This window comes from Paraburkholderia bryophila (assembly GCF_003269035.1).
Taxonomy (GTDB): domain Bacteria; phylum Pseudomonadota; class Gammaproteobacteria; order Burkholderiales; family Burkholderiaceae; genus Paraburkholderia; species Paraburkholderia bryophila.
Window position 1 is genome coordinate 630,131 of sequence record NZ_QLTK01000002.1, and the last position, 21,499, is coordinate 651,629.

The 21,499-nt window shown below is 59.1% G+C and carries 26 protein-coding genes and 2 pseudogenes; 20 read left to right on the forward strand and 8 right to left on the reverse strand.

Features of this window, described 5'->3' with window-relative positions; genetic code table 11:
- Position 1: 1 nt before the first annotated feature.
- From pstB to phoR, 4 genes are all read left to right on the forward strand, one after another.
- The gene (gene pstB, locus BX591_RS06435; protein ID WP_111929829.1) at positions 2–850 is read left to right on the forward strand and encodes a phosphate ABC transporter ATP-binding protein PstB; all 849 of its coding nucleotides are present in this window, start codon (positions 2–4) and stop codon (positions 848–850) included.
- Positions 851–879: 29 nt separating this feature from the next.
- Complete coding sequence (gene phoU, locus BX591_RS06440) at positions 880–1,584, forward strand: phosphate signaling complex protein PhoU (protein WP_105507821.1); 705 nt, start codon at positions 880–882, stop codon at positions 1,582–1,584.
- 26 nt (positions 1,585–1,610) lie between these two features.
- Entirely contained in the window at positions 1,611–2,312 is a 702-nt protein-coding gene (phoB, locus tag BX591_RS06445; protein ID WP_028199153.1) for a phosphate regulon transcriptional regulator PhoB, read from the forward strand.
- Positions 2,313–2,471: 159 nt separating this feature from the next.
- Positions 2,472–3,785 (forward strand): phosphate regulon sensor histidine kinase PhoR, encoded by a 1,314-nt coding sequence (gene phoR, locus BX591_RS06450; RefSeq protein ID WP_111929830.1) that lies wholly within the window; start codon positions 2,472–2,474, stop codon positions 3,783–3,785.
- 90 nt (positions 3,786–3,875) lie between these two features.
- On the opposite strand, the gene ppk1 is transcribed toward phoR, so the two are convergent.
- Positions 3,876–5,939 (reverse strand): polyphosphate kinase 1, encoded by a 2,064-nt coding sequence (gene ppk1, locus BX591_RS06455; RefSeq protein WP_111929831.1) that lies wholly within the window; start codon positions 5,937–5,939, stop codon positions 3,876–3,878.
- A 71-nt stretch (positions 5,940–6,010) separates the two neighbouring features.
- Entirely contained in the window at positions 6,011–6,967 is a 957-nt protein-coding gene (locus BX591_RS06460; RefSeq protein ID WP_111929832.1) for an IS110 family RNA-guided transposase, read from the reverse strand.
- Between the two features lie 351 nt (positions 6,968–7,318).
- Between BX591_RS06460 and ppx the strand changes: the two genes are divergently transcribed.
- Entirely contained in the window at positions 7,319–8,944 is a 1,626-nt protein-coding gene (gene ppx / locus BX591_RS06465; RefSeq protein WP_111929833.1) for an exopolyphosphatase, read from the forward strand.
- A gap of 93 nt (positions 8,945–9,037) precedes the next feature.
- Here the strand turns inward: ppx and BX591_RS06470 are convergent, their stop codons facing one another.
- Both BX591_RS06470 and sixA read right to left on the reverse strand, forming a co-directional pair.
- Positions 9,038–9,850, reverse strand: coding sequence for a GNAT family N-acetyltransferase (locus BX591_RS06470; RefSeq protein WP_105507817.1), 813 nt, complete (start codon positions 9,848–9,850; stop codon positions 9,038–9,040).
- 316 nt (positions 9,851–10,166) lie between these two features.
- Positions 10,167–10,625, reverse strand: a complete 459-nt coding sequence (sixA, locus tag BX591_RS06475; protein WP_111929834.1) for a phosphohistidine phosphatase SixA — start codon at positions 10,623–10,625, stop codon at positions 10,167–10,169.
- 507 nt (positions 10,626–11,132) lie between these two features.
- Between sixA and BX591_RS06480 the strand changes: the two genes are divergently transcribed.
- Positions 11,133–11,690: an Arm DNA-binding domain-containing protein gene (locus tag BX591_RS06480; protein WP_111929835.1), complete on the forward strand. Its 558-nt coding sequence runs from the start codon at positions 11,133–11,135 to the stop codon at positions 11,688–11,690.
- Positions 11,691–11,705: 15 nt separating this feature from the next.
- Positions 11,706–11,978 (forward strand): annotated as a pseudogene (locus BX591_RS06485) (transposase); the annotation flags it as partial.
- A gap of 40 nt (positions 11,979–12,018) precedes the next feature.
- Here BX591_RS06485 and BX591_RS06490 read toward each other — a convergent pair.
- A complete protein-coding gene (locus BX591_RS06490) occupies positions 12,019–12,432 on the reverse strand; it encodes a PH domain-containing protein (protein WP_111929836.1) in 414 nt (137 codons plus the stop codon).
- A 503-nt stretch (positions 12,433–12,935) separates the two neighbouring features.
- Between BX591_RS06490 and BX591_RS06495 the strand changes: the two genes are divergently transcribed.
- Both BX591_RS06495 and BX591_RS06500 read left to right on the forward strand, forming a co-directional pair.
- On the forward strand, positions 12,936–13,772 hold the full coding sequence (locus tag BX591_RS06495) for a potassium channel family protein (RefSeq protein WP_111929837.1): 837 nt from the start codon (positions 12,936–12,938) through the stop codon (positions 13,770–13,772).
- Between the two features lie 63 nt (positions 13,773–13,835).
- Positions 13,836–14,024 (forward strand): annotated as a pseudogene (locus BX591_RS06500) (transposase domain-containing protein); the annotation flags it as partial.
- Positions 14,025–14,061: 37 nt separating this feature from the next.
- Here the strand turns inward: BX591_RS06500 and BX591_RS06505 are convergent.
- The 3 genes from BX591_RS06505 to BX591_RS37125 all read right to left on the reverse strand — a co-directional run bounded on the left by BX591_RS06505 (position 14,062) and on the right by BX591_RS37125 (position 16,931).
- Positions 14,062–15,396: a hypothetical protein gene (locus BX591_RS06505; RefSeq protein WP_111929838.1), complete on the reverse strand. Its 1,335-nt coding sequence runs from the start codon at positions 15,394–15,396 to the stop codon at positions 14,062–14,064.
- 4 nt (positions 15,397–15,400) lie between these two features.
- Entirely contained in the window at positions 15,401–15,634 is a 234-nt protein-coding gene (locus tag BX591_RS06510) for a hypothetical protein (protein ID WP_111929839.1), read from the reverse strand.
- A gap of 1,063 nt (positions 15,635–16,697) precedes the next feature.
- Complete coding sequence (locus tag BX591_RS37125) at positions 16,698–16,931, reverse strand: Arc family DNA-binding protein (protein WP_111929840.1); 234 nt, start codon at positions 16,929–16,931, stop codon at positions 16,698–16,700.
- A 116-nt stretch (positions 16,932–17,047) separates the two neighbouring features.
- Here BX591_RS37125 and BX591_RS06520 point away from each other — a divergent pair, with 116 nt between their 5' ends.
- From BX591_RS06520 to BX591_RS37300, 11 genes are all read left to right on the forward strand, one after another.
- The gene (locus tag BX591_RS06520) at positions 17,048–17,341 is read left to right on the forward strand and encodes a hypothetical protein (RefSeq protein WP_111929841.1); all 294 of its coding nucleotides are present in this window, start codon (positions 17,048–17,050) and stop codon (positions 17,339–17,341) included.
- The gene (locus BX591_RS36000; protein ID WP_146749729.1) at positions 17,334–17,546 is read left to right on the forward strand and encodes a hypothetical protein; all 213 of its coding nucleotides are present in this window, start codon (positions 17,334–17,336) and stop codon (positions 17,544–17,546) included. Before BX591_RS06520 ends, BX591_RS36000 begins: the two co-directional genes overlap by 8 nt.
- Positions 17,543–17,728, forward strand: coding sequence for a hypothetical protein (locus BX591_RS06525; RefSeq protein WP_111929842.1), 186 nt, complete (start codon positions 17,543–17,545; stop codon positions 17,726–17,728). The genes BX591_RS36000 and BX591_RS06525 overlap by 4 nt, the downstream gene beginning before the upstream one ends.
- A complete protein-coding gene (locus BX591_RS06530) occupies positions 17,721–17,966 on the forward strand; it encodes a hypothetical protein (RefSeq protein ID WP_111929843.1) in 246 nt (81 codons plus the stop codon). Before BX591_RS06525 ends, BX591_RS06530 begins: the two co-directional genes overlap by 8 nt.
- 115 nt (positions 17,967–18,081) lie before the next feature.
- The gene (locus BX591_RS06535; protein WP_111929844.1) at positions 18,082–18,471 is read left to right on the forward strand and encodes a hypothetical protein; all 390 of its coding nucleotides are present in this window, start codon (positions 18,082–18,084) and stop codon (positions 18,469–18,471) included.
- A complete protein-coding gene (locus BX591_RS06540) occupies positions 18,464–18,778 on the forward strand; it encodes a hypothetical protein (RefSeq protein WP_111929845.1) in 315 nt (104 codons plus the stop codon). The genes BX591_RS06535 and BX591_RS06540 overlap by 8 nt, the downstream gene beginning before the upstream one ends.
- Complete coding sequence (locus BX591_RS06545) at positions 18,771–19,247, forward strand: hypothetical protein (RefSeq protein WP_111929846.1); 477 nt, start codon at positions 18,771–18,773, stop codon at positions 19,245–19,247. The genes BX591_RS06540 and BX591_RS06545 overlap by 8 nt, the downstream gene beginning before the upstream one ends.
- Entirely contained in the window at positions 19,240–19,563 is a 324-nt protein-coding gene (locus tag BX591_RS06550) for a hypothetical protein (RefSeq protein ID WP_111929847.1), read from the forward strand. Before BX591_RS06545 ends, BX591_RS06550 begins: the two co-directional genes overlap by 8 nt.
- Positions 19,564–19,571: 8 nt before the next feature.
- A complete protein-coding gene (locus tag BX591_RS06555; protein WP_111929848.1) occupies positions 19,572–20,039 on the forward strand; it encodes a hypothetical protein in 468 nt (155 codons plus the stop codon).
- A 542-nt stretch (positions 20,040–20,581) separates the two neighbouring features.
- The gene (locus BX591_RS06560; RefSeq protein ID WP_111929926.1) at positions 20,582–20,800 is read left to right on the forward strand and encodes a DUF1902 domain-containing protein; all 219 of its coding nucleotides are present in this window, start codon (positions 20,582–20,584) and stop codon (positions 20,798–20,800) included.
- A gap of 8 nt (positions 20,801–20,808) precedes the next feature.
- On the forward strand, positions 20,809–20,997 hold the full coding sequence (locus BX591_RS37300) for a type II toxin-antitoxin system HicA family toxin (RefSeq protein WP_111929849.1): 189 nt from the start codon (positions 20,809–20,811) through the stop codon (positions 20,995–20,997).
- Positions 20,998–21,499 lie beyond the last annotated feature (502 nt).

Consider the following 21,499-nt stretch of genomic DNA (forward strand, 5'->3'; position numbering starts at 1 on the left):
GATGAATATGGCAGAAACTCAACTCAATCCGACCGTGCGTCCGACTGCGCCCGCCGGTTTCGATCCCGTCCAAAGCGGCCAGAATCAGGCGTCGAACCGCCCGAAGATCGAGATCAACGACCTGAACTTCTTCTACGGCAAGTATCACGCGCTGAAAAACATCAACCTGGCGATTCCCGAAGGCAAGGTGACCGCGTTCATCGGCCCGTCGGGTTGCGGCAAGTCGACCCTGTTGCGCACGCTGAACAAGATGTACGCGCTGTATCCGGAACAACGCGCCGAAGGCGAGATCCTGATGGACGGCGAAAACCTGCTGACCTCCAAGCGCGACATTTCGCTGCTGCGAGCGCGGATCGGCATGGTGTTCCAGAAGCCGACGCCGTTCCCGATGTCGATCTACGACAACATCGCGTTCGGTGTGAAGATGTTCGAAACGCTGCCGCGCTCGGAAATGGACGACCGCGTCGAATGGGCGCTGACCAAGGCGGCGCTGTGGAACGAAGTGAAGGACAAGCTCGGCCAGAGCGGCTACGGCCTGTCGGGCGGTCAGCAGCAGCGTCTGTGCATTGCCCGCGGCATTGCGATTCGCCCCGAAGTGCTGCTGCTCGACGAACCGTGCTCCGCGCTCGACCCGATCTCGACCGGCCGTATCGAAGAGTTGATCGCCGAGCTGAAGAGCGATTACACGGTGGTGATCGTCACGCACAACATGCAACAGGCGGCGCGCTGTTCGGACTACACTGCCTATATGTACCTCGGTGAACTGATCGAATTCGGCGACACCGAAAAGATCTTCATCAAGCCGGTCCGCAAGGAAACCGAGGACTACATCACTGGCCGCTTCGGCTAAGCCGCCAAGCCAAAACAACGGAGTACGACATGTCCGACAAACACCTGTCCAGCCAGTTCGACGCCGATCTGAACCTGGTTTCCTCGAAGGTGCTCGAAATGGGCGGCCTCGTCGAATCGCAGATCGTCCACGCCATGCAGGCGCTCAACGAATTCGACCTCGATATCGCCGAGCAGGTGATCGCCGCCGAAGCTCGTCTGAATCAGATGGAAGTGGATATCGACGAAGAGTGCAGCAACATCATCGCGCGCCGTCAGCCGGCCGCGCGTGATCTGCGTCTGTTGATCGCGATCTCGAAGACCATCACGAACCTCGAACGCGCCGGCGACGAAGCCGAAAAAATCGCCAAGCGCACCAAGCGTCTGATGGAAGACGGCGCGTCGCGCACCATCAATATCGCCGAGATCAAGCTGTCGGGCGAAATGGCGGTGTCGATCCTGCGCCGCGCGCTGGACGCGTTCGCGCGTCTGGACACGGTTGCCGCCGCGCAGATCGTGCGCGACGACAAAGCGATCGACGAAGAATTCCGCGCCTTCGTGCGCAAGCTGATTTCGTACATGACCGAAGATCCGCGTTCCATTTCCGTGGGCCTCGATTTCCTCTTCATCGCCAAGGCGATCGAGCGGATCGGCGACCACGCGAAGAACATCGCGGAATTCATCATTTACATCGTCAAGGGCACCGACGTGCGGCACAAGTCGCGCGACGCGCTCGAACGCGAAGCACTCAGCTAATCCAGAGATAAGGACCAGAGGTGCCGATGCCCAGCAGCATTCTCGTCATTGAAGATGAGCCCGCCATTTCCGAATTGATTTCGGTCAATCTTCAACACGCCGGACACTGCCCGATTCGCGCGTACAACGCGGAGCAGGCGCAGAATTTGATCAGCGACGTGTTGCCCGATCTGGTCCTGCTCGACTGGATGTTGCCGGGCAAGTCCGGTATTGCGTTCGCGCGCGACCTGCGCAACAACGAACGCACCAAGCACATTCCGATCATCATGCTGACCGCGCGCGGCGATGAGCAGGACAAGGTGCTGGGCCTCGAAATCGGCGCGGACGACTACGTCACCAAGCCGTTCTCGCCGAAGGAACTGATGGCGCGCATCAAGGCGGTGCTGCGCCGCCGCGCGCCGCAGCTCACCGAAGACCTGGTGGCGATCAACGGCCTGAAGCTCGACCCGGCCACGCACCGGGTAGCCGCGCACGCCGAAGGCAGCGAGATCAAGCTCGATCTCGGCCCGACGGAATTCCGCCTGCTGCACTTCTTCATGACGCACCCGGAGCGCGTGCACAGCCGCACGCAACTGCTCGATCAGGTCTGGGGTGACCACGTGTTCGTCGAAGAGCGCACGGTCGACGTGCATATCAAGCGCCTGCGCGCGGCGCTGAAGCCAGCAGGTTGCGATGCTATGATTGAGACGGTTCGCGGCAGCGGCTACCGGCTTGCGAAGAGCGCCTGATGCGCCGCGGTGGCGAGGTTGGAGTGCGTACGTAGTCCGTTACCGTTCTGGCGCGCCACCGGCATCCGCAACGTCGGGTTGTTCATCTTCATACGCTAGTCGCCGCGTTATTCTTTCTCCTATTCCGGCGCATACGCTTTTCTTTTCGATCGCTAGAACATGAACATCATCTGGGCGCGCTCCATCGTGTCGATCGTGCTGCTGGCTGTTCTGTGCGCGGCGGTCGGCGCACTCGTGAACGTCAAGGCCGCGCTCGTCCTCGCGATCGTCATGCTGCTCGCGCAGAGCTTCTTCAGTACGTTTCACAAGCAGCGCCTGTGGCGCCTGCTCGACGCGCCGGTGTACGGCGAAGTGCCGAGCGCGCCGGGTATCTGGGGCGAAATCTACTACCGTCTGCATAAGCTCGCGAAGCGCTGGCATGCGCAGGTGCGTCAGGTCGAGCAGCAGCATTCGCGTTTCATCCAGGCCATTCAGGCGTCGCCGAACGGCGTTGCCATGCTCGACGATCACGATCAGATCGAGTGGTGCAATGCGATCTCCGAGCTCCATTTCGGTCTCGATGCAAAACGCGATCTGCGTCAGCACATCACGCATCTGGTGCGTCAGCCCGACTTTGTCCGTTACCTGAATTCGCAGCGCTACGAGCAGATGCTGATCATGCGCGGCATGGGCGAGAAGCGTCAGAACGTGCTGTCGGTGCAGGTGTTTCCGTACGGCGAGAACCGCAAGCTGGTGTTGTCGCAAGACATTACCGAGCTGGAGCGGACCGACGCGATGCGGCGTGACTTCGTCGCCAATGTCTCGCATGAACTGAAGACGCCGCTCACGGTGCTGTCCGGTTTTCTCGAGACCATGCGTGAACTGCCGCTGAGCGAAGCCGAGCGCGGTCGTTATCTCGAGCTGATGGAACAGCAGGCGTCGCGCATGCGGCATATCGTCAACGACCTGCTGGTGCTGGCCAAACTCGAAGGCGACAACAAGCCGCCGAGCGATCAGATGATCGATATGCGCGCGGTGATTCGGCATCTGCGGGACGACGCGGAAAACCTGTCGAGCGATCATCACAAGATCAGTTTCGACGTCGACGAAGGGCTCACGGTCACCGGCGTCGAAACGGAAATTCTCAGCGCCTTGGGCAATCTCGTCACGAACGCGATTCGCTATACGCCGGACGGCGGCGCGATCAAGGTGAACTGGCATGGCACGGGCGGTTGCGCGGTGTTCTCGGTCACGGATAGCGGCCTGGGAATTCCGGCGGCCGACATTCCGCGCCTGACCGAGCGCTTCTATCGCGTGGATCGCAGCCGCTCGCGCGACACGGGCGGCACGGGCCTCGGTCTCGCGATTGTCAAGCACGTGTTGCAGCGGCACGATGCGCAACTGGACGTGAAGAGCGAGGAGGGGCGTGGCAGCACGTTCACCGTGCGTTTTCCGGTGTATCGCACGGCGCGCCGTCATCCGGCGCCGGCTTGAGCTTATCGTCGCGGCCATGTTCCGCGCCGGCCCGAAAAAAAACCGCCTGAATTCAGGCGGTTTTTTATTTCCGGCAAAAAGGGACCGGCATCAAGAACAGAACTTACCCAGCAGACTCATCTGCGCGTTGCGCGACGATTTGCCCGGGCGCCGGCGACGATAATGGCCGTCGCTTTGCATCAGCCACGCGGACTGGTTGTCGCCGAGAAACGCCGACAAACCTTCGGCGATCACGCGCCGCTTCAGCCGGCGATTATTGATCGGGAACGCCACTTCCACGCGCCGGAAGAAGTTGCGGTCCATCCAGTCGGCGCTCGACAGATAAACCTGCTCCTTGCCGCCGTCGTAGAAATAGAAAATGCGGTGGTGCTCGAGAAAGCGCCCGACGATCGAACGCACCGTGATGTTCTCCGACAGCCCCGGCACGCCCGGCTGCAACGAACACACGCCGCGCACGATCAGATCGATCTTGACGCCGGCCTGCGACGCTTCATACAGTTCGGCGATCACCGTAGGTTCGAGCAGCGCATTCATCTTCGCGACGATGCGCGCTTTCTTGCCGGCGCGTGCGTGTTCGGCTTCGGCGCGAATCGCTTCGACCAGTTTCGGATGCAGCGTGAACGGCGACTGCCACAACTCGTGCAGCTTCAACTCGCCGCCAATACCGGTCAGTTGCTGGAATACGTGGTGCACGTCTTCGCAGATTTGCTGGTCGGCGGTCATCAGGCCGAAGTCGGTGTACAAGCGGGCGGTGCGCGGATGATAGTTGCCGGTGCCCAGATGCACGTAACGCTTGAGCGTGGTCTTGCCGCCCGACGAGACGCGCCGCACGATCAGCATCATCTTCGCGTGGCATTTGTGTCCCACCACGCCATAGACGACGTGCGCGCCCACCGCTTCGAGCTGCGACGCCCAGTTGATGTTGGTTTCTTCGTCGAAGCGCGCGAGCAGTTCGACCACCACCGTGACTTCCTTGCCGTTGCGCGCGGCTTGCATCAGCGCATCCATCAGCGGCGAATCGGTGCCGGTGCGGTAGATGGTCTGCTTGATCGCCACCACGTTCGGATCCTTGGCGGCCTGCAGCAGCAGTTCCAGCACCGGCTGAAAGCTCTCGTACGGGTGATGCAGCAGCACGTCGCCCTGATCGATCACGTCGAACAGGCTGGCGCTGTTGGCGACCTGCTGGGGAATCGCCGGAATATGCGGTACGAATTTCAGATCGGGCCGGTCCACCATCTCCGGCAACTGCATCAGCCGCACCAGGTTGACGGGGCCGTCGGCGTAATAGCAGTCTTTGTCGGACAGATCGCTTTCGTCGAGCAGGCGTCGCACGACATGCGACGGTGTTTCCGCCGACACTTCGAGCCGCACCGCGTTGCCCAGATGGCGCGCCGGCAATTCGCCCTGCAACGCGACGCGCAGATTGGTGATTTCGTCTTCGTCGACGAACAGTTCGCTATTGCGCGTGATGCGAAACTGATTGCAGCTACGTACCACCAGATTCGGAAACAGCTCGCCGACAAAGCGTTGCAGCAGCGAGCTCAGCAGCACGAAGCCATGCGGATAGCCCGACAGTTCCTGCGGCATGCGCACGAGCCGCGGCAACGCGCGCGGCGCTTGCACGATGCCCATCATCGCCTGACGGCCGAACGCGTCTTTGCCTTCGAGTTCGACGACGAAGTTCAGGCTCTTGTTGAGCACGCGCGGAAACGGATGTGCCGGATCGAGACCGATCGGCGTGAGCACCGGCAGCAGTTCGTCGAAGAAGTAGTTGCGCGCCCATTCGGTCTGCGCTTCGTTCCACGCTTCGGTGCCGTGAAAATAGATGCCTTCCTGTTCGAGCGCACTCAGCACGGTGTCGTGCAGCATGGTGTACTGACGATGCACGAGTTTCTGCGCGCGCTCGACCACGAGGTCGTACACGTGTTGCAACGACATACCGTCCGGCGACAGCGCGCCGGGGTTGTCGCGCATCTGTTCCTGCAGTCCGGCCATGCGGACTTCGAAGAATTCGTCGAGATTGCTACTGGTGATACAGATGAAGCGCAGGCGTTCGAGCAAAGGGACGGCAGGGTCGGCAGCTTGTGCCAACACACGCTCGTTGAAGCCCAGAATGCCCAGCTCGCGATTCAAGAGGGGGTAGCGGATGGACATCGGCAGCGAGAATGGAATGTCAGGAAGAGAGCAACTGTATTGCAAGTCAAGTAGAAACCGGCGCGTGGATATCAAGAACGAGGCGGATTCCAGTCGGCTGCATCGCGCATCATGGCGTTCAACCGTGTGAGGAGTTTGTGCATGCCGGCAACGAAGGCGACCTTGGTCTTTTTGCCTTTCGCGCGTAGCCGGTCGCAGAACGCCTTGATATCCGGATTGGCCCGCTGGGCGGCAACGCACGCCATGTAAAGCGCGCGGCGAACGATGTGGCGGCCACCCTTGATGTGCCGTTGACCGCTCTGGCGTCCGCTGTCGGCATTGAAAGGGGCGAGCCCCACGAGCGAAGCGATCTGCCGGGCGCTCAGCGAACCGAGTTCGGGCAGAAAGGCGATGAGCGTGGCGGCTGTGCCCCGGCCGATGCCGGGCGCAGAACGTAGCAGCGACTCGGTACGGATCCAGCGTTCGGAAGTGCGCAGGAACGAATCGATGTCGCTGTCGGCGTCCTTGATGCGCTGCCTGAGGAACAGGATGAGTTCGTCGATGCTGGCGTAGGTCGATTTATGGGCGCGGCGGCGCCGGTTCTGCTCGGCCGTGAGCGTCTCGATGAGCTGGGTGCGGCGCAGGATGAGTGCCTGCAACTGCTGGGTCTGCTCGTCGTCGAGCGCGCGCACCTCGGGTTTGACCGCGGCACCGTAGTGCGCGATGACGCGGGCGTCGATGCGATCGGTCTTGGCCAGGCGTCCGGTGGATCTGGCAAAGTCGCGCACCCATTTCGGATTGACGGCGACAGCAGGCAAGCCAGCCTGGCAAAGCGCTTCGAGTACGGCTTTCTCGAGTTTGCCTGTGGCTTCGAGCACGATTCGCTCGGGTTTGAGCGGTGTGAGTTTAGCGACCAGCGAGGCAATCGCCTCGGGAGAATTGGCCACGCGGAAGTACTCATCGGAATCGTGATAGGCGATGTCGAGGAACTCGCCGCTGACATCGATGCCAACGAACAGGGAAGAAACGGAAGATTGAGATTGGTTCACCGCGGCACCCCTACTTGCAAAATACGAGCTCGAGGCTCAGTCAACTGTCCGGGTTCGGAGCGGTAAAAAGAAAGCGGCGTCCCAGGCTCTCTTTCGGGCTGTGAGCCCTTGTAAGCAAACGGACTACCGCTTCCGGCGACCAGAGAGGATCAGTCTCAGGCCACGAAATCAATATACAAGGCAGAAAGACGCTCGGAAATTCTCACAGTATGATGACGTTGTTATGACATTTTGAATGTTATAAATTCTACGCTGGATTCGTCGCGTGTCGTCAATATGACGCAGTCCATATGGGACCATACGGCACCCCCATTGCTGCGAGGTGACATCGTGAGGCCCGGTACGCTTAGAATGGCGTCTTTGAACAGCGCGGCCGGCCACAAGGCGCCCAAGGCACCGGGTGGACATTCGCCAGATTCGGCGTCCACCGCCGCCGCGCTCGCGCGCATGGAGTCCGCTTACTCGATGGTCACAACGCCCCAACTCCTCGCCGCCGTCGACCTCGGCTCGAACAGCTTTCGCCTGATCGTGGGCCGGGTCGAGGAAACCGACGCGGGCAGCCAGATTTATCAGGTCGACGCCTTGCGTGAACCGGTGCGTCTTGCCGCCGGTCTGTCGCGCGACAAGATGCTCGATCGTGCCTCGCAAGTGCGGGGCTGGGACGCGCTCAAGCGCTTCGGCGAACGCCTGCGCGACTTTCATCCCGATCACGTGCGCGCGGTCGCGACCAATACACTGCGCATCGCCAAGAACGCCGGCGAATTTCTCGGCGAGGCACAAGCCGCGCTCGGGTTTCCGATCGAAGTGATCGCCGGGCGTGAAGAAGCACGTCTGATTTATGCCGGTGCAGCACACTCCGTGCCGGCTAGCGCGGGCAAGCGGCTGGTGGTCGATATCGGCGGCGGCTCGACGGAATTCATCATCGGCTCGCACTACACGCCGATCAAGATGGAGAGTCTGTATATCGGCTGCGTGAGTCATAGCCGCGCGTTTTTCCCGGCCGGCAATGTGGACGAATACACCATGCGCCAGGCCGAGCTCGCCGCGGGCCGCGAAATCCAGATCATTTCCGCCGAGTACAAGAAAACCGGCTGGGAACAGGCAATCGGTTCGTCGGGCACGGCGCGCGCATTGGCCGAACTGGTCGAGGCAAACGGTTTCAACGATCCGGGCGTCACGCATGGCATTACGCGCGGCGGGCTCGAACGGCTCAAGCGCGCGTTGATCAAGGCGGAGAACGTCAATCGTCTGAAGCTGGTCTCGTTGAAGGGCGATCGTATTCCGGTGCTGGCCGGCGGACTGTCGATCATGATCGCGGTGTTCGACGAACTCGGCGTCGATTACGTCGACACGACCGACGGCGCATTGCGTCTGGGCGTGCTGTACGACCTGCTGGGCCGCTCGCAGCACGAAGACATGCGTACGGTGACGGTGGAAGGTTTCATGCGCCGCTATGGCGTGGATCGCGCGCAGGCCGGGCGCATCGGCGAACTCGCGGTGCGTTTCTACGATCAGTTTGCCGAACCCGATGAAGAGCGTCGCGCGGAAAATCGCATGTTCCTGAGTTGGGCCGCGGCCTTGCACGAGATCGGTTTGTCGATTTCGCATAGCGCCTATCACAAGCATTCGGCTTATATCGCCAGCAACGCGGACATGCCGGGCTTTTCGCGGACCGATCAGGCGCGGCTCGCCGCGCTGGTGCTGGGGCATGCGGGCAAACTCGGCAAGTTGTCGCAAACGCGTGAAGTGGAATGGCCGCTGCTGTTCTGCCTGCGGCTGGCGGCGCTGTTGTGTCGTCGACGTGCGGATGTCGGCTTGCCCGGCATCGCGGTTTCGCAGGTCAATAGTGGCTACGAGGTGCGTTTGCCGAACGAATGGGTGGCCAACAATCCGCTGACCGACTACAGCCTGATTCAGGAAGCCGCCGAGTGGGAAAAGGTCGGCATTCCGTATCGCGTGGTTTATACCGGCGACTGACGCGGTTGCTCGTTGAATGAAAAAGCCCGGTACGTACCGGGCTTTTTTTCGTGCATCGGCTATCCGCGCTTTGCCGGCGCGGTGCGATTGCGCTCAGCGCGACGCCGCATCGCCGAGGAAGTGGCGAGCGTAACGCGCATTGATCTCGGACAGACGCAGCAGCGTCAGAAAGTCCGCGCAGTTGAAGTCAGGATCCCATGCCGGTGCGCCGCATATCTTCGCGCCGAGCCGTAGATAGCCCTTCACGAGCGGCGGCGGCGCGACGTCGGCACCGGTGCGCAATTCGTCGACCGGCAGCGGGGTGTGCGGGAACGCGTGATATTCCGGCGCGGTCATCGCGGTGTCGCGCAGCGCGCAATACAGGTTCGCCGCATAGTGGCCGCCGTCGACCATCGCGACGCTCGCGCAGCCGAGCATGGTCTCGTAGCCGTTGTGCTTCATGTACGCGGCGAGGCCGGCCCACAGCGACATGATCACGGCGCCGCTGCGGTAGTCCGGGTGCACGCACGAGCGGCCCACTTCGACCATTTTCGGGCGCAGGTGCGTCAGGCGCGACACGTCAAATTCGCTTTCCGCATACAGACGGCCGATACGTGCGGCCTGGTGCGGCGGCAGCGCGCGATACGTGCCGACCACCTTCAGCGTGTCGAGATCGCGCACCAGCAAATGATCGCAGTAGGAATCGAACGAATCGACGTCGAGCCCGGCGGGGCCGGTCAGGCGTGCGCCCATTTCCTCGGCGAACACGCGGTAGCGCAGACGCTGCGCTTCGCGCAGTTCGTCGTCGCTACGGGCCCACGTCACTTGCAGGCGATGCTGGGCGGTGACCGTTTCCTCGGCGCGCGGCAGACGGCGCGTTTCGAAGAGCGAAGCCAGGGGCGGGGTGGGCGTCGGCAGTTCTCGCATTGGGGCGTCCTGGTCGAAAAAAGGGAGATTTCTTTTTTCGCCAATGTAGTAACGCCTGGTGACGCTCGCATGGCAATGCCATGACGATTGGATGACGCCCCGTAAGCTGCGGGGGCGCGGGTTGTAATGTCGGGGGTGCGGAGTGGGGGAGTGTTGTTTTCGTGCGAAGTGTGGGGGATGCGTGGTGGGTGGGGCGGTTTGCGCGGTTCACACGGAGCAGGTGAGGCGAGTGAGGTTGCCTCTTATCGCGCGCTTTCTTTCTGGTAGGTCGCGCGGCACTGCGCCTCTCACGTACCGCGCGTCAGCTCAGTTCAAATCAAACCAGATCGGGCGTGATCGCCGCGCGCAGCACCGCCTGATCGTCGCCGTCGCGTTCGCGGCTCGCGATCCACCACACGCCGGCTTTCTTCAGCGGCCAGCTCGCTTCGCTATGGCCGAGCAGACGCGCGGCCACATGGCCGAGCGTCGGTTGATGGCCGACGATTACCACCGTCTGCGCTACACCCTTAGGCCAGCCGGCGGCGTTGAGCACGTCGTCGGCGCTGGCGTTGGGCGCGAGTTCACGCACCACGCGGTATTGGTCGCTCAGGGTCTCGGCGGTTTGGATCGTGCGGGTGGCTGGGCTGGCGAGCACCAGGGCGTCGTCGGGCAGGCGAGTGCGCAGCCATTTGGCGACGTTTTGCGCCTGCTTGCGGCCGCGCGTGGTGAGTGCGCGCGCGAGGTCGCTGGCAGCGGCTTCTTCGGCTTCGGCGTGACGCCAGAGGATCAGGTCCATGTGTGTCTCCTTGACTCTGGTTACGGCGCGTGGGGCGCCAAATGTCGATCACTGTCGCATGGGGGCGAGGGAGGCCGCAAGGCGGTGGCGCGGGTGGGGCGCATCAGCATCGGCATATGTCCCGCGTGTGGGCGCTTCAGATGGGCGAGCGTGTACAAAGGAGGGCGGCGAAGTCGCGCACCTCGCCACCGCCGTCTGATTGAAAACGCGACGATGCGCCGAATGCCAATCTGCGGCCCAAAAGCAAAAACCCGCGAAGCCTAAGGCTACGCGGGTTTCGTGTTGCTTTTTCGTGGTCGGAGCGAAAGGATTCGAACCTTCGACCCTCTGATCCCAAATCAGGGAAAGTCTGTATTTCTTCGCGTTGATCGAAATTCCCTCAATCCCCTGAAACTGCTTTCTGGCAAGGGTTTTCGGCGAAATCGTTCAATTTCCGAGTTGATCTCCATTGATCTGTTGCGACATAATCGGGTTACACAGCGGTTACATCGACCCGGCAACCAAGACATGGCGAAAGTTAGCTTTACGGCGGCGCGAGTAAACGGACACACGTGCCCTGCCGGCAAGTCGCAGGCATTCCTGTGGGATAGCAAGGCGACCGGGCTGGGTCTGCGTGCAACCGCCGCTGGCGCGAAGGCGTATATCTTCCAAGGAAAGATCCACGGCAAAACAGTCCGGGTCACGATTGGCGATCCCCGTAATTGGGGTATCGACGACGCCCAGGAGGAAGCTCGGCGACTTCAGCGGTTGGTAGACAAGGGCATTGATCCACGGGAGCGTCGCGCCGAGGAACAGGCCTCACATGCGGCCCGGCAGGCCGAACGGCTCCGGCAAGACACGACGGTCAAGGATGCCTGGCAGGAGTACGTCCGGTACCTGCGAACCAAGACCGCATCAAAGTCGAAGCGACCGCGCTCAGAGCGCTATATCAACGAGCACTCGTCGTATGCGTCACCCGGTGGCGAACCCAAAAAACGCGGTAAGGGGAAAACCCTCCCAGGAAAAGGATGGCTGTCTGGGCCGGCCCCCGCGAAGACCGGACACGAGGTAACGCTTAAACTTTGAGGTAGTCTTACGCCTATGTTTAAGCCCAACTCTAACGTGGACCCGATTGAAGTTCTGACCCAGCCCGAACAGCGCCGCCGGCGCTCCGTCGAGGAGAAGTTCGCGATAGTGCGCGAGACCTTCGAACCCGGAGCGAGCGTTTCCGGAGTTGCCCGTCGTCATCGGGTGAATGCAAACCATGTGTTCGCCCGGCGCAAGCTCTATCAGGACGGAAGACTGTCAGCAGTCAGTGCTGGCGAGCAGGTAGTGCCGGCGTCCGACCTGGCCGGAGCGATGTCGCCGCGCCGGCTGCAGGTGTTCATGAAATGCGCCGCGCGGGTGGCTGCGGTTAAGCGCTTGCCTCTTGTTGCTCTAGGAAGCGTTTGCGGAACTCCATCGGCTGGGAGATACCTGGAATAGGCGCTTGCGGATTTCCCGCGCCGGCCATAACGATCGATCCGAAATTAAATAGGCGGCCGAGAATGCCTTGATGCACTTGGATGCTTTCGATCTTCCGCACGCCAATTTCCACCGTGCTGCGCCGAATAAATCCGAATTTCGCAACAATTCGTTTGTTTGTGATTGCCAGTTCAGTTGATTTGTAACGGATGAGCACGCCGAGCAAAACCAGCAAGCCAAGGCCGAACACAGGCAACAACAGCACACCAGCAATAATATTTGGTGCAAGATGCCAAAGGCTCAATTGCCCCTTGTAAATGATCTTCTCGCCAGAGACAAGGTTTTTCTCTACATAAGTCGCCATGCTTCCCTCGGTTATCGGTTCTATTTCTTGGAAGGACCGCGAGACGCCGCGATCCATACCGCGTTATCGGCGTCGGCGCGCGATTACTTGAGGCCGCGGTCCATTGCTGCGGAGAAGTCGACTGGCATAGGTTGCATGGCTCGGTACAACGTAGCGTCGGATGTTGGGGCGCTATTATGGGTGCCAAGGAGGCCCATGTGCACAAGCTACAACGTTGGCGATATCAACATTATTCGAGGCGTTCTCGGACTCTCTGACTGCGCGCTTCGATTCAAAATCAGAGATCTACAAGGATTAGGGGAGCGCTGATTTTCCGATGCGCCGTCGACGGCGTGGTTTTGGACGTGGTGGCCTCCGCGATGGGGTCGCGCCGGATGATGCCACCTTAAGTGAGAGTTGTCCGACACGACGCGCTAAAGAATCGGGCGGCTCGGCCGTTAAGAATGGTGTCGAGTAGTTAGTTAACACGCGTGCGCCATTCAAGCTGACGGGGCGATTTGTCGATGGGCGATCAAGCGGGAAATAAACGAGAGGCTCCGTTCAAGGAGCTTGGACCAATCTCTCATGGCATCGAGCGTGCGTTTTACTACATGCATAAAGCGTCGCTGGCTCAGTGGTGGATTGGCTCGGGGCGAACCGAGTCCATCGACGCGTATGTGAGAGAGAAACGCCTGACGATAGTAAAGAATCGAAGCCGGCGCGTCGAACAGTATCTGTTGCTCTGGCTGTGCGTTGAGATCAGCTTGCTTTTGGCGGATCTAGTCGCCGGCAAATACGGGCAGTCATCGTGGTTCTTAAGTGCGATCCCGTTGTGGCTGTCGTTAATCTGCCTTGTGCTCATACCCGCGTACCGGGTTTTTGAGATAGTCCAGGCGGTCATCAACATCAATCTGTTTGATGCTGTACGTCGCGACGGGAGCGCGCCCAACTACGTTGCCTCTCTGTCCAGGATGGTGATCCTGAGCATGTGGAACTGGTTCGAAGTTGTCTTGTGCTTCGCAATCTTCTATGGCTCGCAGTGGGCACGGTTCAGGTATGCGTATGCTGAAAGCCCGACAACAGGAGCGGGCCTTTACTTCAGCGTCATCACGCAGCTGACAATAGGGTACGGGGACGTGTCGCCGATTCGCGCTACTCAATTGGCCGCGGCGGCGCAAGGCTTGATTGGGTTCCTGCTGGGCATCATCGTGCTGTCGCGCCTCGTTTCCTTCCTGCCGCGTTTTGTTTCAGTTACCCATGCAACAACTGAGGACGGCCCGAATCCGGCGTGCGAAGGAGCCTCAGACTCCTCACTGGACACGCCAGCCGGCAATTTGGACACGCCAGCCGATATCCCGTGAGTCAGTGGATTGGTATGAGGCGTGCGTCGCAAGAGCGTTTGCTGGAATGTTGCAAGCTGCCCGTTCACTGGCGCGCTGCGATCTGGTCAGCGCGCTGCCGCCATCATGAGCCAGATGCGGTTTGCATAACTTAACGGGCACGACCCGCACGCCTACGTGAAGGACATCCTCACGCGACTGCCGACCCGCAAGGCCAGCGACATCGCCGCATTGCTGCCGCATCGCTGGCAGCCGACGGTCATCGTCAACTAGCTCAATTCGTCAAGATGGTTTTACTGGCCGCTTACCCTTAAGGTGTATTTAGACCGGCCTTTAACGCGGCGCCGCTTTCAGGGAAGTTGGTGACGTTCTTGCATGCAGAACCGTTGGGAAAGTCCTCTGGGGAAGGACTGGTTGACGTTGGTTGAACTGTGTAAGTTTGATCTGCCTTCATTGGTTGAAGGCCGGCATCGATGTCCCCGGCTTTGAGCGTACCCAACGTTCTACCTCCTATTTTTGCTTCAGGCCCGTTGCTCAGCCATGTAGCGAATCGCTGAGCGTCATCCGCAGAGGTGAACGAAAGTTGGCGTGGACCTTCATCGGTTGCGATCGCCAGAGGATCCGATTTGTTAACGAAAATCCCCCATATTGCAAAGTTGGTGTCTGTCGGGGATGCAAGTACAACGCACACTTGAGTATGCCCCTCCATATACTGTACGGTGTCGTCGTCCTCGCGATACGTTTGATACCCGTCAACGACGTGACGCAAGCCGTAGCTTAGATACGCGGTGGCCGTGTAGCGCACCCCCTTTAATCCCTTTGCTTCGACGACGTCGATGCTAGCTTTCTTGGCCGGCTCTCTCGCACCGGTATCGTCGGTCAGCTTCAAATTGCTTGCTATGAAAACCGATTCGACGTTTGATTGAGAGTCGGGCTTGGGTGAGAGGTTTAGCTTGACCAGGGTCGTGCCATATAGATCGATACCTCGCGCGCCGGTCTGGGTTAAAACGAGTCGATCGCCTCGCAAGTTGGCCGTGGGCTGCTCGAACGGCTCGACCGTGTTGGCTTTGACGTCGGTCTGATGGCTTGCCGTCAAAGGGCCTTTCGCCGTACCCTTTACCGCACCGGCTAACGTCACGTCCAACTCGGGTTGGAATTGGACATTATTCGTTATATCCAACGTGTCAATGGGCTGGCTACCCCAGGTTGTTGCGGTCGCTGTCACGCCGGTGAAAACGAAGTTGTCAGGGACTACCGTAATGTAGAGGTATGTTAGGCGGTCACCTAGGTGAAAAGAGCTGGGCGAGACAGTTATAAGAAGTGTCCTCGAAATTACCGTATTGTCGAGCGAGGTCTTGGGCGCCACGATATTCTTGGCAAGCGCAGCCTGTAAGTCCGCTGCTGTCTTGGTCTTCGCACTTAAAGCTGTGATGTATGCCGCTTCGGCGCGCTCGGGTAGATCCTTAATAGTAGTTGGTGCGGCCGGTGCACTGGCAACCGCGGTGATGTCAAGGATAGGTGCCGTTGGCGCGGCAGTCGACAGACCTGACACGCTCGCGTAGCGCTTGTCGGGAGAACTGTTGCATCCGATCAGGGCAGATGCAACGATCATGCTCACTACGATGAGCAAAAAATTATTTTTCATTGGCTTACGCGGAATAGATGGCGGCCGGGACAAGCGGATTTCCGGGGGCCACGATGTCGTTCAAATCGTGGCTCATTACAAATGTAAACGACAGTCCTTGAGTGAGAATCGAGGTTCGTTGGTTTGGCATGTAACTCTGGCGTTGAATTAGCGGGGGAAGGCTCGGGTCGGACGCAACGATCGCCACATTTTGTCCTCTTGCTGCAAAATCCGAGTCGAGAATCAAGTAGAAGCTCATGTTGGAATCCTAATTAATAGGATGCTACGGAAGTCGCTAGTGAAGTGGATTGGCGGCTAGCTCACACTTTTCCCTGTGCCCGTAGCGATCGTACGCGCGACAAGCCGTTCAGTGCTAATCTGCCAACAGGTTTTCAGACACATTCGCCTAAATTATTCGCACTTCGCGATCAGCCAATTCGATCAGCGGCGATTGCTGAATCAGCATAGGTATACTTTGCCGATTCGACAATTGGAGCACGCAAAATTAGTGGTTAGTCCGGATGTATCGTATATAAGACAGCAATTCAGTTGCGTCGTAGCTCGCATATGAGCGTTAACGAGAGAGGTGGTTACATCGCTCGATCAGGGGAGATTGTTCCTCGCACGGCGCGTAACGGCAGGTTGGGTGATAGCTGGCTAAAATTAAATGATTGGCGATTCGCATGTCATTCTCTGCTCCTGAGAGATCTGCTTTCTTGCGGCGTCTGGATCGAACCGACCTGTGGTGATCGGATTCGAGTTGCATCTTTGGAGCATTCCGGGTTTGCCCTTGCGGAATGACATCAACCTCTGCGCTACAGCATGAGTTTAATTCGGCTCTGGAGCATCTTTTCCCGCCCCTAGCGGCGGCCCGCGGCGGAAGTTCTTGCTTAGTCAATTTACATCTTGATGCCTTGATTGGTCGTCGTGTATCTAGCAACGCGGGGTAGTGCACCGTTAATAACTCAGCATTTCCCAAAATCACGGGCGTTCTTTCAGTGTTTCGTGATTGCCCTCTGGGTAGTTGCTGGGCATACCTCCGAGTTTGCGTTGTGTGGCTTCGGAGGCGACAAAGCATTCGGCAGGTTAGAGTAGTTCGCCAACGCCGCACAGATTGCATCAAAGTCGCCGCACCCACACACCGCTGCCGGAAAAGAAGGGCAAGTAAAGCGTGGTTATTTGCTGTATATGTTCGTTCCAATCTTCGGGCGCGCCGTCAATGGCGCATGGTTTTTCACTCTGTACCCGTTATCCCAGCTGGGCTTTACCGTAGAGGCAGAAAAGTCGGCATGCGAATGCTCGTCTGATGTGGCGCATGTCATTTAGCGCTTCCCGCGGTTCTTTTCCCGCTCATCCAGCACCTGACCGACTTTCTCGGCAAACAGGTCGAGCGTGTGCTCGTCTATCGGCGGCGTGCTGCCTGCGTTAAAGCTCTCTTCCAGACGAGCCACTACTTCGGCGTTCATGGACCGATTGCTGGCGTCGGCAGCGTGCTTCAGCCGGGTTTTCAGATCTGAGGGGAGTCTGAGATTCGTCTGGATATCTTCGCTTGTCATAGTTCGATTATATGTAGCAAAGTGCTTGCAATCAACGTAGCACTTTGCTACATTTCAATCACGGTCAACGCGCAGCAATCTCAACGAACGTTGTTGGCCCTCCCAAGGAGCGAATCATGATCAGCCAAGGCAGCACCTTCAAGACCACAGTCAGCGCTCGTCGCCAGAATCTGCGTTGCCAACGCGACAACCTTGCAATCCTGTCGGGCAAGTTCGGGACGCGTGTCGTGCGGGTCGTGGGACGCGCAGCAGATCTCTATTACGACTGGAAGGTGGAAGTCTTGGGCTCGCCGATCTGGGCGATCGACGCCCGTAGCGACGCGCCGGCCTTCACCAACTTGGGCTTCGTGATGGACGGGCAACTGATGCCGCTGACCGAAACGGACGACATCGAACTGGCGATTGCCTAAAGGCATCATGGCCAATTCACTAATCGAAAAACCAGCTTCTGCGTCGATCCGCATGATCGTTCTGGACGCGTTGCGCGCCGCCGTGCATGCTCGAAGCGAGCGGGAGGGTTTTGATTTGCTGGCCGAGTCTCTTAGCCTCGTTGCCCAAGTCGCGCGAGGCGGTGACGCTGCGGGTGGTTATCCCTACGGAGGTTCACCGAAATGAGCACAAACGCCGAGGTGTCGGCTTTGCTCGATCAAATGGCGTCGCTCGCCGACTTTATGTACGTCGACGGTCGAGCCGCCTTTGAAGTGCTGCCGCTCAAAACGAAAACCGAACTGCGAATCGTGTTTGAGGCGCTCAACGAGGAGTTGCAGACGCTTCTCGCGGAGACTGCCGGTGCATAGCATCTTGCATGGATCGGCCAGTGATGCCGTGCACGCCGATCTGACGGCGGAAGACGTAGAGCGTCTGCATTTCCTGCTCGGCTCGCTTCGAGCGTCATTGATGCTTTGCGAGGACGGTGACGTCGGCGGCTTTACGAGCGACATTCGTTCTGCGTTCTTCGCCAACCTCGCAGCTATGGCGACGTCGGCTCACGGAATCGTTTCGCATATCGCGGTGTATGAGGCGGAGCCCGGATGACGCCAAAGGCTGCGGAGAGACGCGATCAGCAGAGGCGTACTGCAGGCGTTGCACAGGCGTAATGTAGGCGGTGCGCCGGTTGTCGGCGCCTTGCAACCTTATAGGAGTACACATCATGAGTACCGAAACTGTCGCTCGTTCCGAGCAATCTAGCGACAATCCTCAATTGCCATCCAGCCGCAGCGTGCGAGACACCGAGCTGAGCAAGTGCTACGACACGATCAATGGCATCGATTCCATGTGCCAGATCCAGCTCGGCCAGATCGAGAATCTGACGAGCGTGACGCTTCGTGCCATGGAATCGCCGGGTTTCTGGAAAGGTCCGACTGCTCTCGGGGAGATTCTCGGGCTGATTCAATACATTGCCGCAGACTTAGGCAATTACGTCAATGCCGTTGCTGAGGAGGTTGGTAGCAACCATGTCGACGAGATCGGGCGCGCTCGAGACCGGCGCGTTCTGGCCGCGTTCTGTGAGGCTCACCCAAAAGGAGATGAAAATGTCTGAGCGTCCCTCTCTCAGCATGGACCGGTGGATGGTGGATGACTGCCCGGAATTTATGCGCATCCGCACCCACGCGCTTGCTGACATCCAGCGGGCATCACGAGCCCTTGCCTCGATCGGCCGAATCCTCCACAACGCCATCGGCGATGACGACGACGGTCTGATCCGCAGTTCCATCAGCAACTTCGACAAGCAGAATCTGGCGGGGGCGGTGGAGTGCTTGGCCGACCTCATCTACGAGCGCATCGAAGACCAGACGTTTGAGGCGGCCCAGACAGAAAAGCTAGAACGGGAGAACGGCAATGGATAAGCTCGTCAACCTCGCGTCTTTAACTAAAGACGAAGCGCTCGCGCTGGCCCGAGCCGGCGGTCGTGCAATCCTCGGCGACGTCCATGCTGTGACGCACGTCTATCACGATCTGATGAGTCACTGGCTCGCCAGGAGTATGCCGCAGGCTGTTGGTCAGTCCGACGACGAGTTTGGGGATCTCGTTGAGGCGGTGGAGAGGGAGTTCAACGCTGGCGCCGCCGAGGCGGTGAGCGCGGCTCGCGAGGACGAAAAACGCAAGCAGGTCATCGAACGAATCGACGACCTTCTGACTGATCAAACCGCTATCGCTTTCAAGATGCAAGGTCTGTTGCAATTTATGGTCGAGGCGCTCCCGGATGACAGTCAAGGCCGCTTGCCGGTCAAGTGCACGTTGACGCACCTCCGGGACGACATGATGCAACTCGCTGAGAACTTAATGGATCTTGTGCGCGAGGCTGAACATGGCTGACATCCTGCACATACCTGTGGTGTGCCAGCCAAAGGGGCGCCGCCGGACGCGCCCGCGTTCGGAGATGCCACTAACGTCTGCTGTAAGCCTGCAGACGTACCGGGAGAATATCGACCTCAGTTCCGGATTGGCTGCGGTAAAAGAGATGCAGCGCGACTCATACATTCATCTTACGGTCAACGCGTTCGGCGACATCACCTACGACTGTCACGTGAACTGCGTCAACATTGAGCGATTCATGGATGTTCTTGTGTTGCTGCTGGTTAGAGCCCGTATGGTCCGGACGAAGGGATCAGCCAGCTATCAGAGTGAATGAGACCAGCCATGCAAGAAGAACAACATCTCATCCGCGACCGTGCCTACGGCGTGTGGCACCGGTCGCGATCAATCAGTCGCTTCATCGGCCACCGCAAAGCGCAGTCGCTGACGATGGCCGATCTCGATAGCGTGTTGTTCGTCGAATATGGCTATGACGGCAAGGTTCCGCTGGCGCTCGTGGAGGTCGCGCAGGACATCGGCCAGGAGAAACCGACGGGCGTTATCAGAGAATTGGCAAAGATGGCAAATCTGCCGGCGTTCGTTGCGCTGTACACGCCCGCGCCTCGAGCCAATCCGGTCAGTCGCGCGTGGCACGACATCGATCAATTTCGCGTCAAGCGCGTTTGGCCGCGTCCTGAACCGGACTGGCGAACTCTGTCACCAGCGGAGTGGGCGAACGCTCTGCTGCAGATTCGGGACTGGCAACTGCGGCGGTTCGTGTCGACACCAGCTGCTAACGAAGATCGATATTGACGGCGCTCGAACGGCCAGCAATCGCGCTAGGCATCTCCCGGAGCGCCGGGAGATGATGTAGTGGTGGGGCGACCATTTGGACTAGAAGGCGGCTCGCGGACGAGAATCCGGCAAAGGGCGAAGCCTTCTACAGGGCACCCCTAAAAATCCGTCTCCTGAGCAAATACGGGTGCGATTCCGTGGTCCCCCTACTTGGCGACGTCGCAACAGATCGCGGCGCGACTCTGACGGCGCTATCGGGCTACCGTACGCGAATGTTGCATCGGTGTAACAATAACGACGTCAACAGTTAAACCGGAGGCACGTGGAATAGGCACATGCGCACTGCGAGCTGCGTTTAAGGGGCCGGCACGTTTCATGCGTGGAAATGGACGGCGTGATGCATTTTGCGTCACCTTTGTTGTCTTGGTAATACAAGACAACAGGTTTTTCCGGGATGTGCCGATATCGCGATAGACAGCCTCTTATGGCGGCGATACGCTTCGATTCGAAGCACAAAGGAAATGACTGAGGCGGGGAAAGCCCACGAACTGGAGGGCGATATGTCACAAGTGGTCGTAACAGCGTTTCGCGATGTCGAAGCGGAAGTATGGGTCGCCGAAAGCGATGATGTGCCTGGCTTGATTACAGAAGCGGATACGCTCGAGCTTCTTATCCCGAAACTGAAGGTGCTCATCCCGGAGTTGCTGGAGGCAAATGGTCTGGAGGTTCCCAATGACGTGCCCTTTACACTTGAAGTGAAGGATGTAGCTCACGCTTAGGAGGTCCGATGGATTTCGCGCCGCAGGTAAAAAGAATTTTGCGCGAACATGGATGCGAATTTGATCGGGAAGGCAAGGGTGACCATTCAATCTGGAAAAGGCCCGATGGTCACAGATTCCCAGTCGACTCAAAGATCAAGTCGCGCCACACGGCAAACGGGATCATGAAGCAAGCCGGTATTAAGCACCATTTCTGAAGCCCAGTCCTACGCTGGGCTTTTTCACATCTGCCGCACCCTGAGCACCTCCGTGGAACTCCGCCTCGCCGGCCGAGCGCTACAAAAAATGACAGTACCCGCGCAGTGATGGGGATATGAACGTCTCCGAGGTACACAGGATCATGTTCACCATCGCCGACTTTTAGTCTCAAGCCCGTCTCCTCGGCATGTTTCCAATCCTGCTCGCGCTAGGTGGCTGGTATTTTGTCCGCGGGGACCGGCTCAAGCACGCGCTCCGCAATAGAATACGGAGGGCACGCCCCAGCGCCGCAGTCATTCGTATGGAGCGGGAGCGCGCACGGCGCCGACGGTTCTGAGCGTATTCGAAACATTCGGAATGCCTCATCGAATACCCATTCGTTCTTGCAATGCTTGACAATTTGCGCTCCCCAAGCGCCGTATGCTTCACGGATAACGAATCGGGGATCGCATGAAACCATCACATCACCTCTTCGCGGGCGGCCTTTTCCTTTTTCTCGCG

Excerpts from the sequence above, each read along its gene's own strand:
- ppx (WP_111929833.1), top strand. The coding sequence starts at position 7,319 with ATGGCGTCTTTGAACAGCGCGGCCGGCCACAAGGCGCCCAAGGCACCG.
- phoR (WP_111929830.1), top strand. The coding sequence starts at position 2,472 with ATGAACATCATCTGGGCGCGCTCCATCGTGTCGATCGTGCTGCTGGCT.
- BX591_RS06545 (WP_111929846.1), top strand. The coding sequence starts at position 18,771 with ATGGATAAGCTCGTCAACCTCGCGTCTTTAACTAAAGACGAAGCGCTC.
- pstB (WP_111929829.1), top strand. The coding sequence starts at position 2 with ATGAATATGGCAGAAACTCAACTCAATCCGACCGTGCGTCCGACTGCG.
- BX591_RS06520 (WP_111929841.1), top strand. The coding sequence starts at position 17,048 with ATGATCAGCCAAGGCAGCACCTTCAAGACCACAGTCAGCGCTCGTCGC.
- BX591_RS06510 (WP_111929839.1), bottom strand. The coding sequence starts at position 15,634 with ATGAGCTTCTACTTGATTCTCGACTCGGATTTTGCAGCAAGAGGACAA.
- BX591_RS06550 (WP_111929847.1), top strand. The coding sequence starts at position 19,240 with ATGGCTGACATCCTGCACATACCTGTGGTGTGCCAGCCAAAGGGGCGC.
- BX591_RS06540 (WP_111929845.1), top strand. The coding sequence starts at position 18,464 with ATGTCTGAGCGTCCCTCTCTCAGCATGGACCGGTGGATGGTGGATGAC.
- ppk1 (WP_111929831.1), bottom strand. The coding sequence starts at position 5,939 with ATGTCCATCCGCTACCCCCTCTTGAATCGCGAGCTGGGCATTCTGGGC.
- BX591_RS06525 (WP_111929842.1), top strand. The coding sequence starts at position 17,543 with ATGAGCACAAACGCCGAGGTGTCGGCTTTGCTCGATCAAATGGCGTCG.
- sixA (WP_111929834.1), bottom strand. The coding sequence starts at position 10,625 with ATGGACCTGATCCTCTGGCGTCACGCCGAAGCCGAAGAAGCCGCTGCC.
- BX591_RS37300 (WP_111929849.1), top strand. The coding sequence starts at position 20,809 with ATGGATTTCGCGCCGCAGGTAAAAAGAATTTTGCGCGAACATGGATGC.
- phoU (WP_105507821.1), top strand. The coding sequence starts at position 880 with ATGTCCGACAAACACCTGTCCAGCCAGTTCGACGCCGATCTGAACCTG.
- BX591_RS06490 (WP_111929836.1), bottom strand. The coding sequence starts at position 12,432 with ATGGCGACTTATGTAGAGAAAAACCTTGTCTCTGGCGAGAAGATCATT.
- BX591_RS06480 (WP_111929835.1), top strand. The coding sequence starts at position 11,133 with ATGGCGAAAGTTAGCTTTACGGCGGCGCGAGTAAACGGACACACGTGC.
- BX591_RS06505 (WP_111929838.1), bottom strand. The coding sequence starts at position 15,396 with ATGAAAAATAATTTTTTGCTCATCGTAGTGAGCATGATCGTTGCATCT.
- BX591_RS37125 (WP_111929840.1), bottom strand. The coding sequence starts at position 16,931 with ATGACAAGCGAAGATATCCAGACGAATCTCAGACTCCCCTCAGATCTG.
- BX591_RS06470 (WP_105507817.1), bottom strand. The coding sequence starts at position 9,850 with ATGCGAGAACTGCCGACGCCCACCCCGCCCCTGGCTTCGCTCTTCGAA.
- BX591_RS06495 (WP_111929837.1), top strand. The coding sequence starts at position 12,936 with ATGGGCGATCAAGCGGGAAATAAACGAGAGGCTCCGTTCAAGGAGCTT.
- BX591_RS06560 (WP_111929926.1), top strand. The coding sequence starts at position 20,582 with ATGTCACAAGTGGTCGTAACAGCGTTTCGCGATGTCGAAGCGGAAGTA.
- BX591_RS06535 (WP_111929844.1), top strand. The coding sequence starts at position 18,082 with ATGAGTACCGAAACTGTCGCTCGTTCCGAGCAATCTAGCGACAATCCT.
- phoB (WP_028199153.1), top strand. The coding sequence starts at position 1,611 with ATGCCCAGCAGCATTCTCGTCATTGAAGATGAGCCCGCCATTTCCGAA.
- BX591_RS06555 (WP_111929848.1), top strand. The coding sequence starts at position 19,572 with ATGCAAGAAGAACAACATCTCATCCGCGACCGTGCCTACGGCGTGTGG.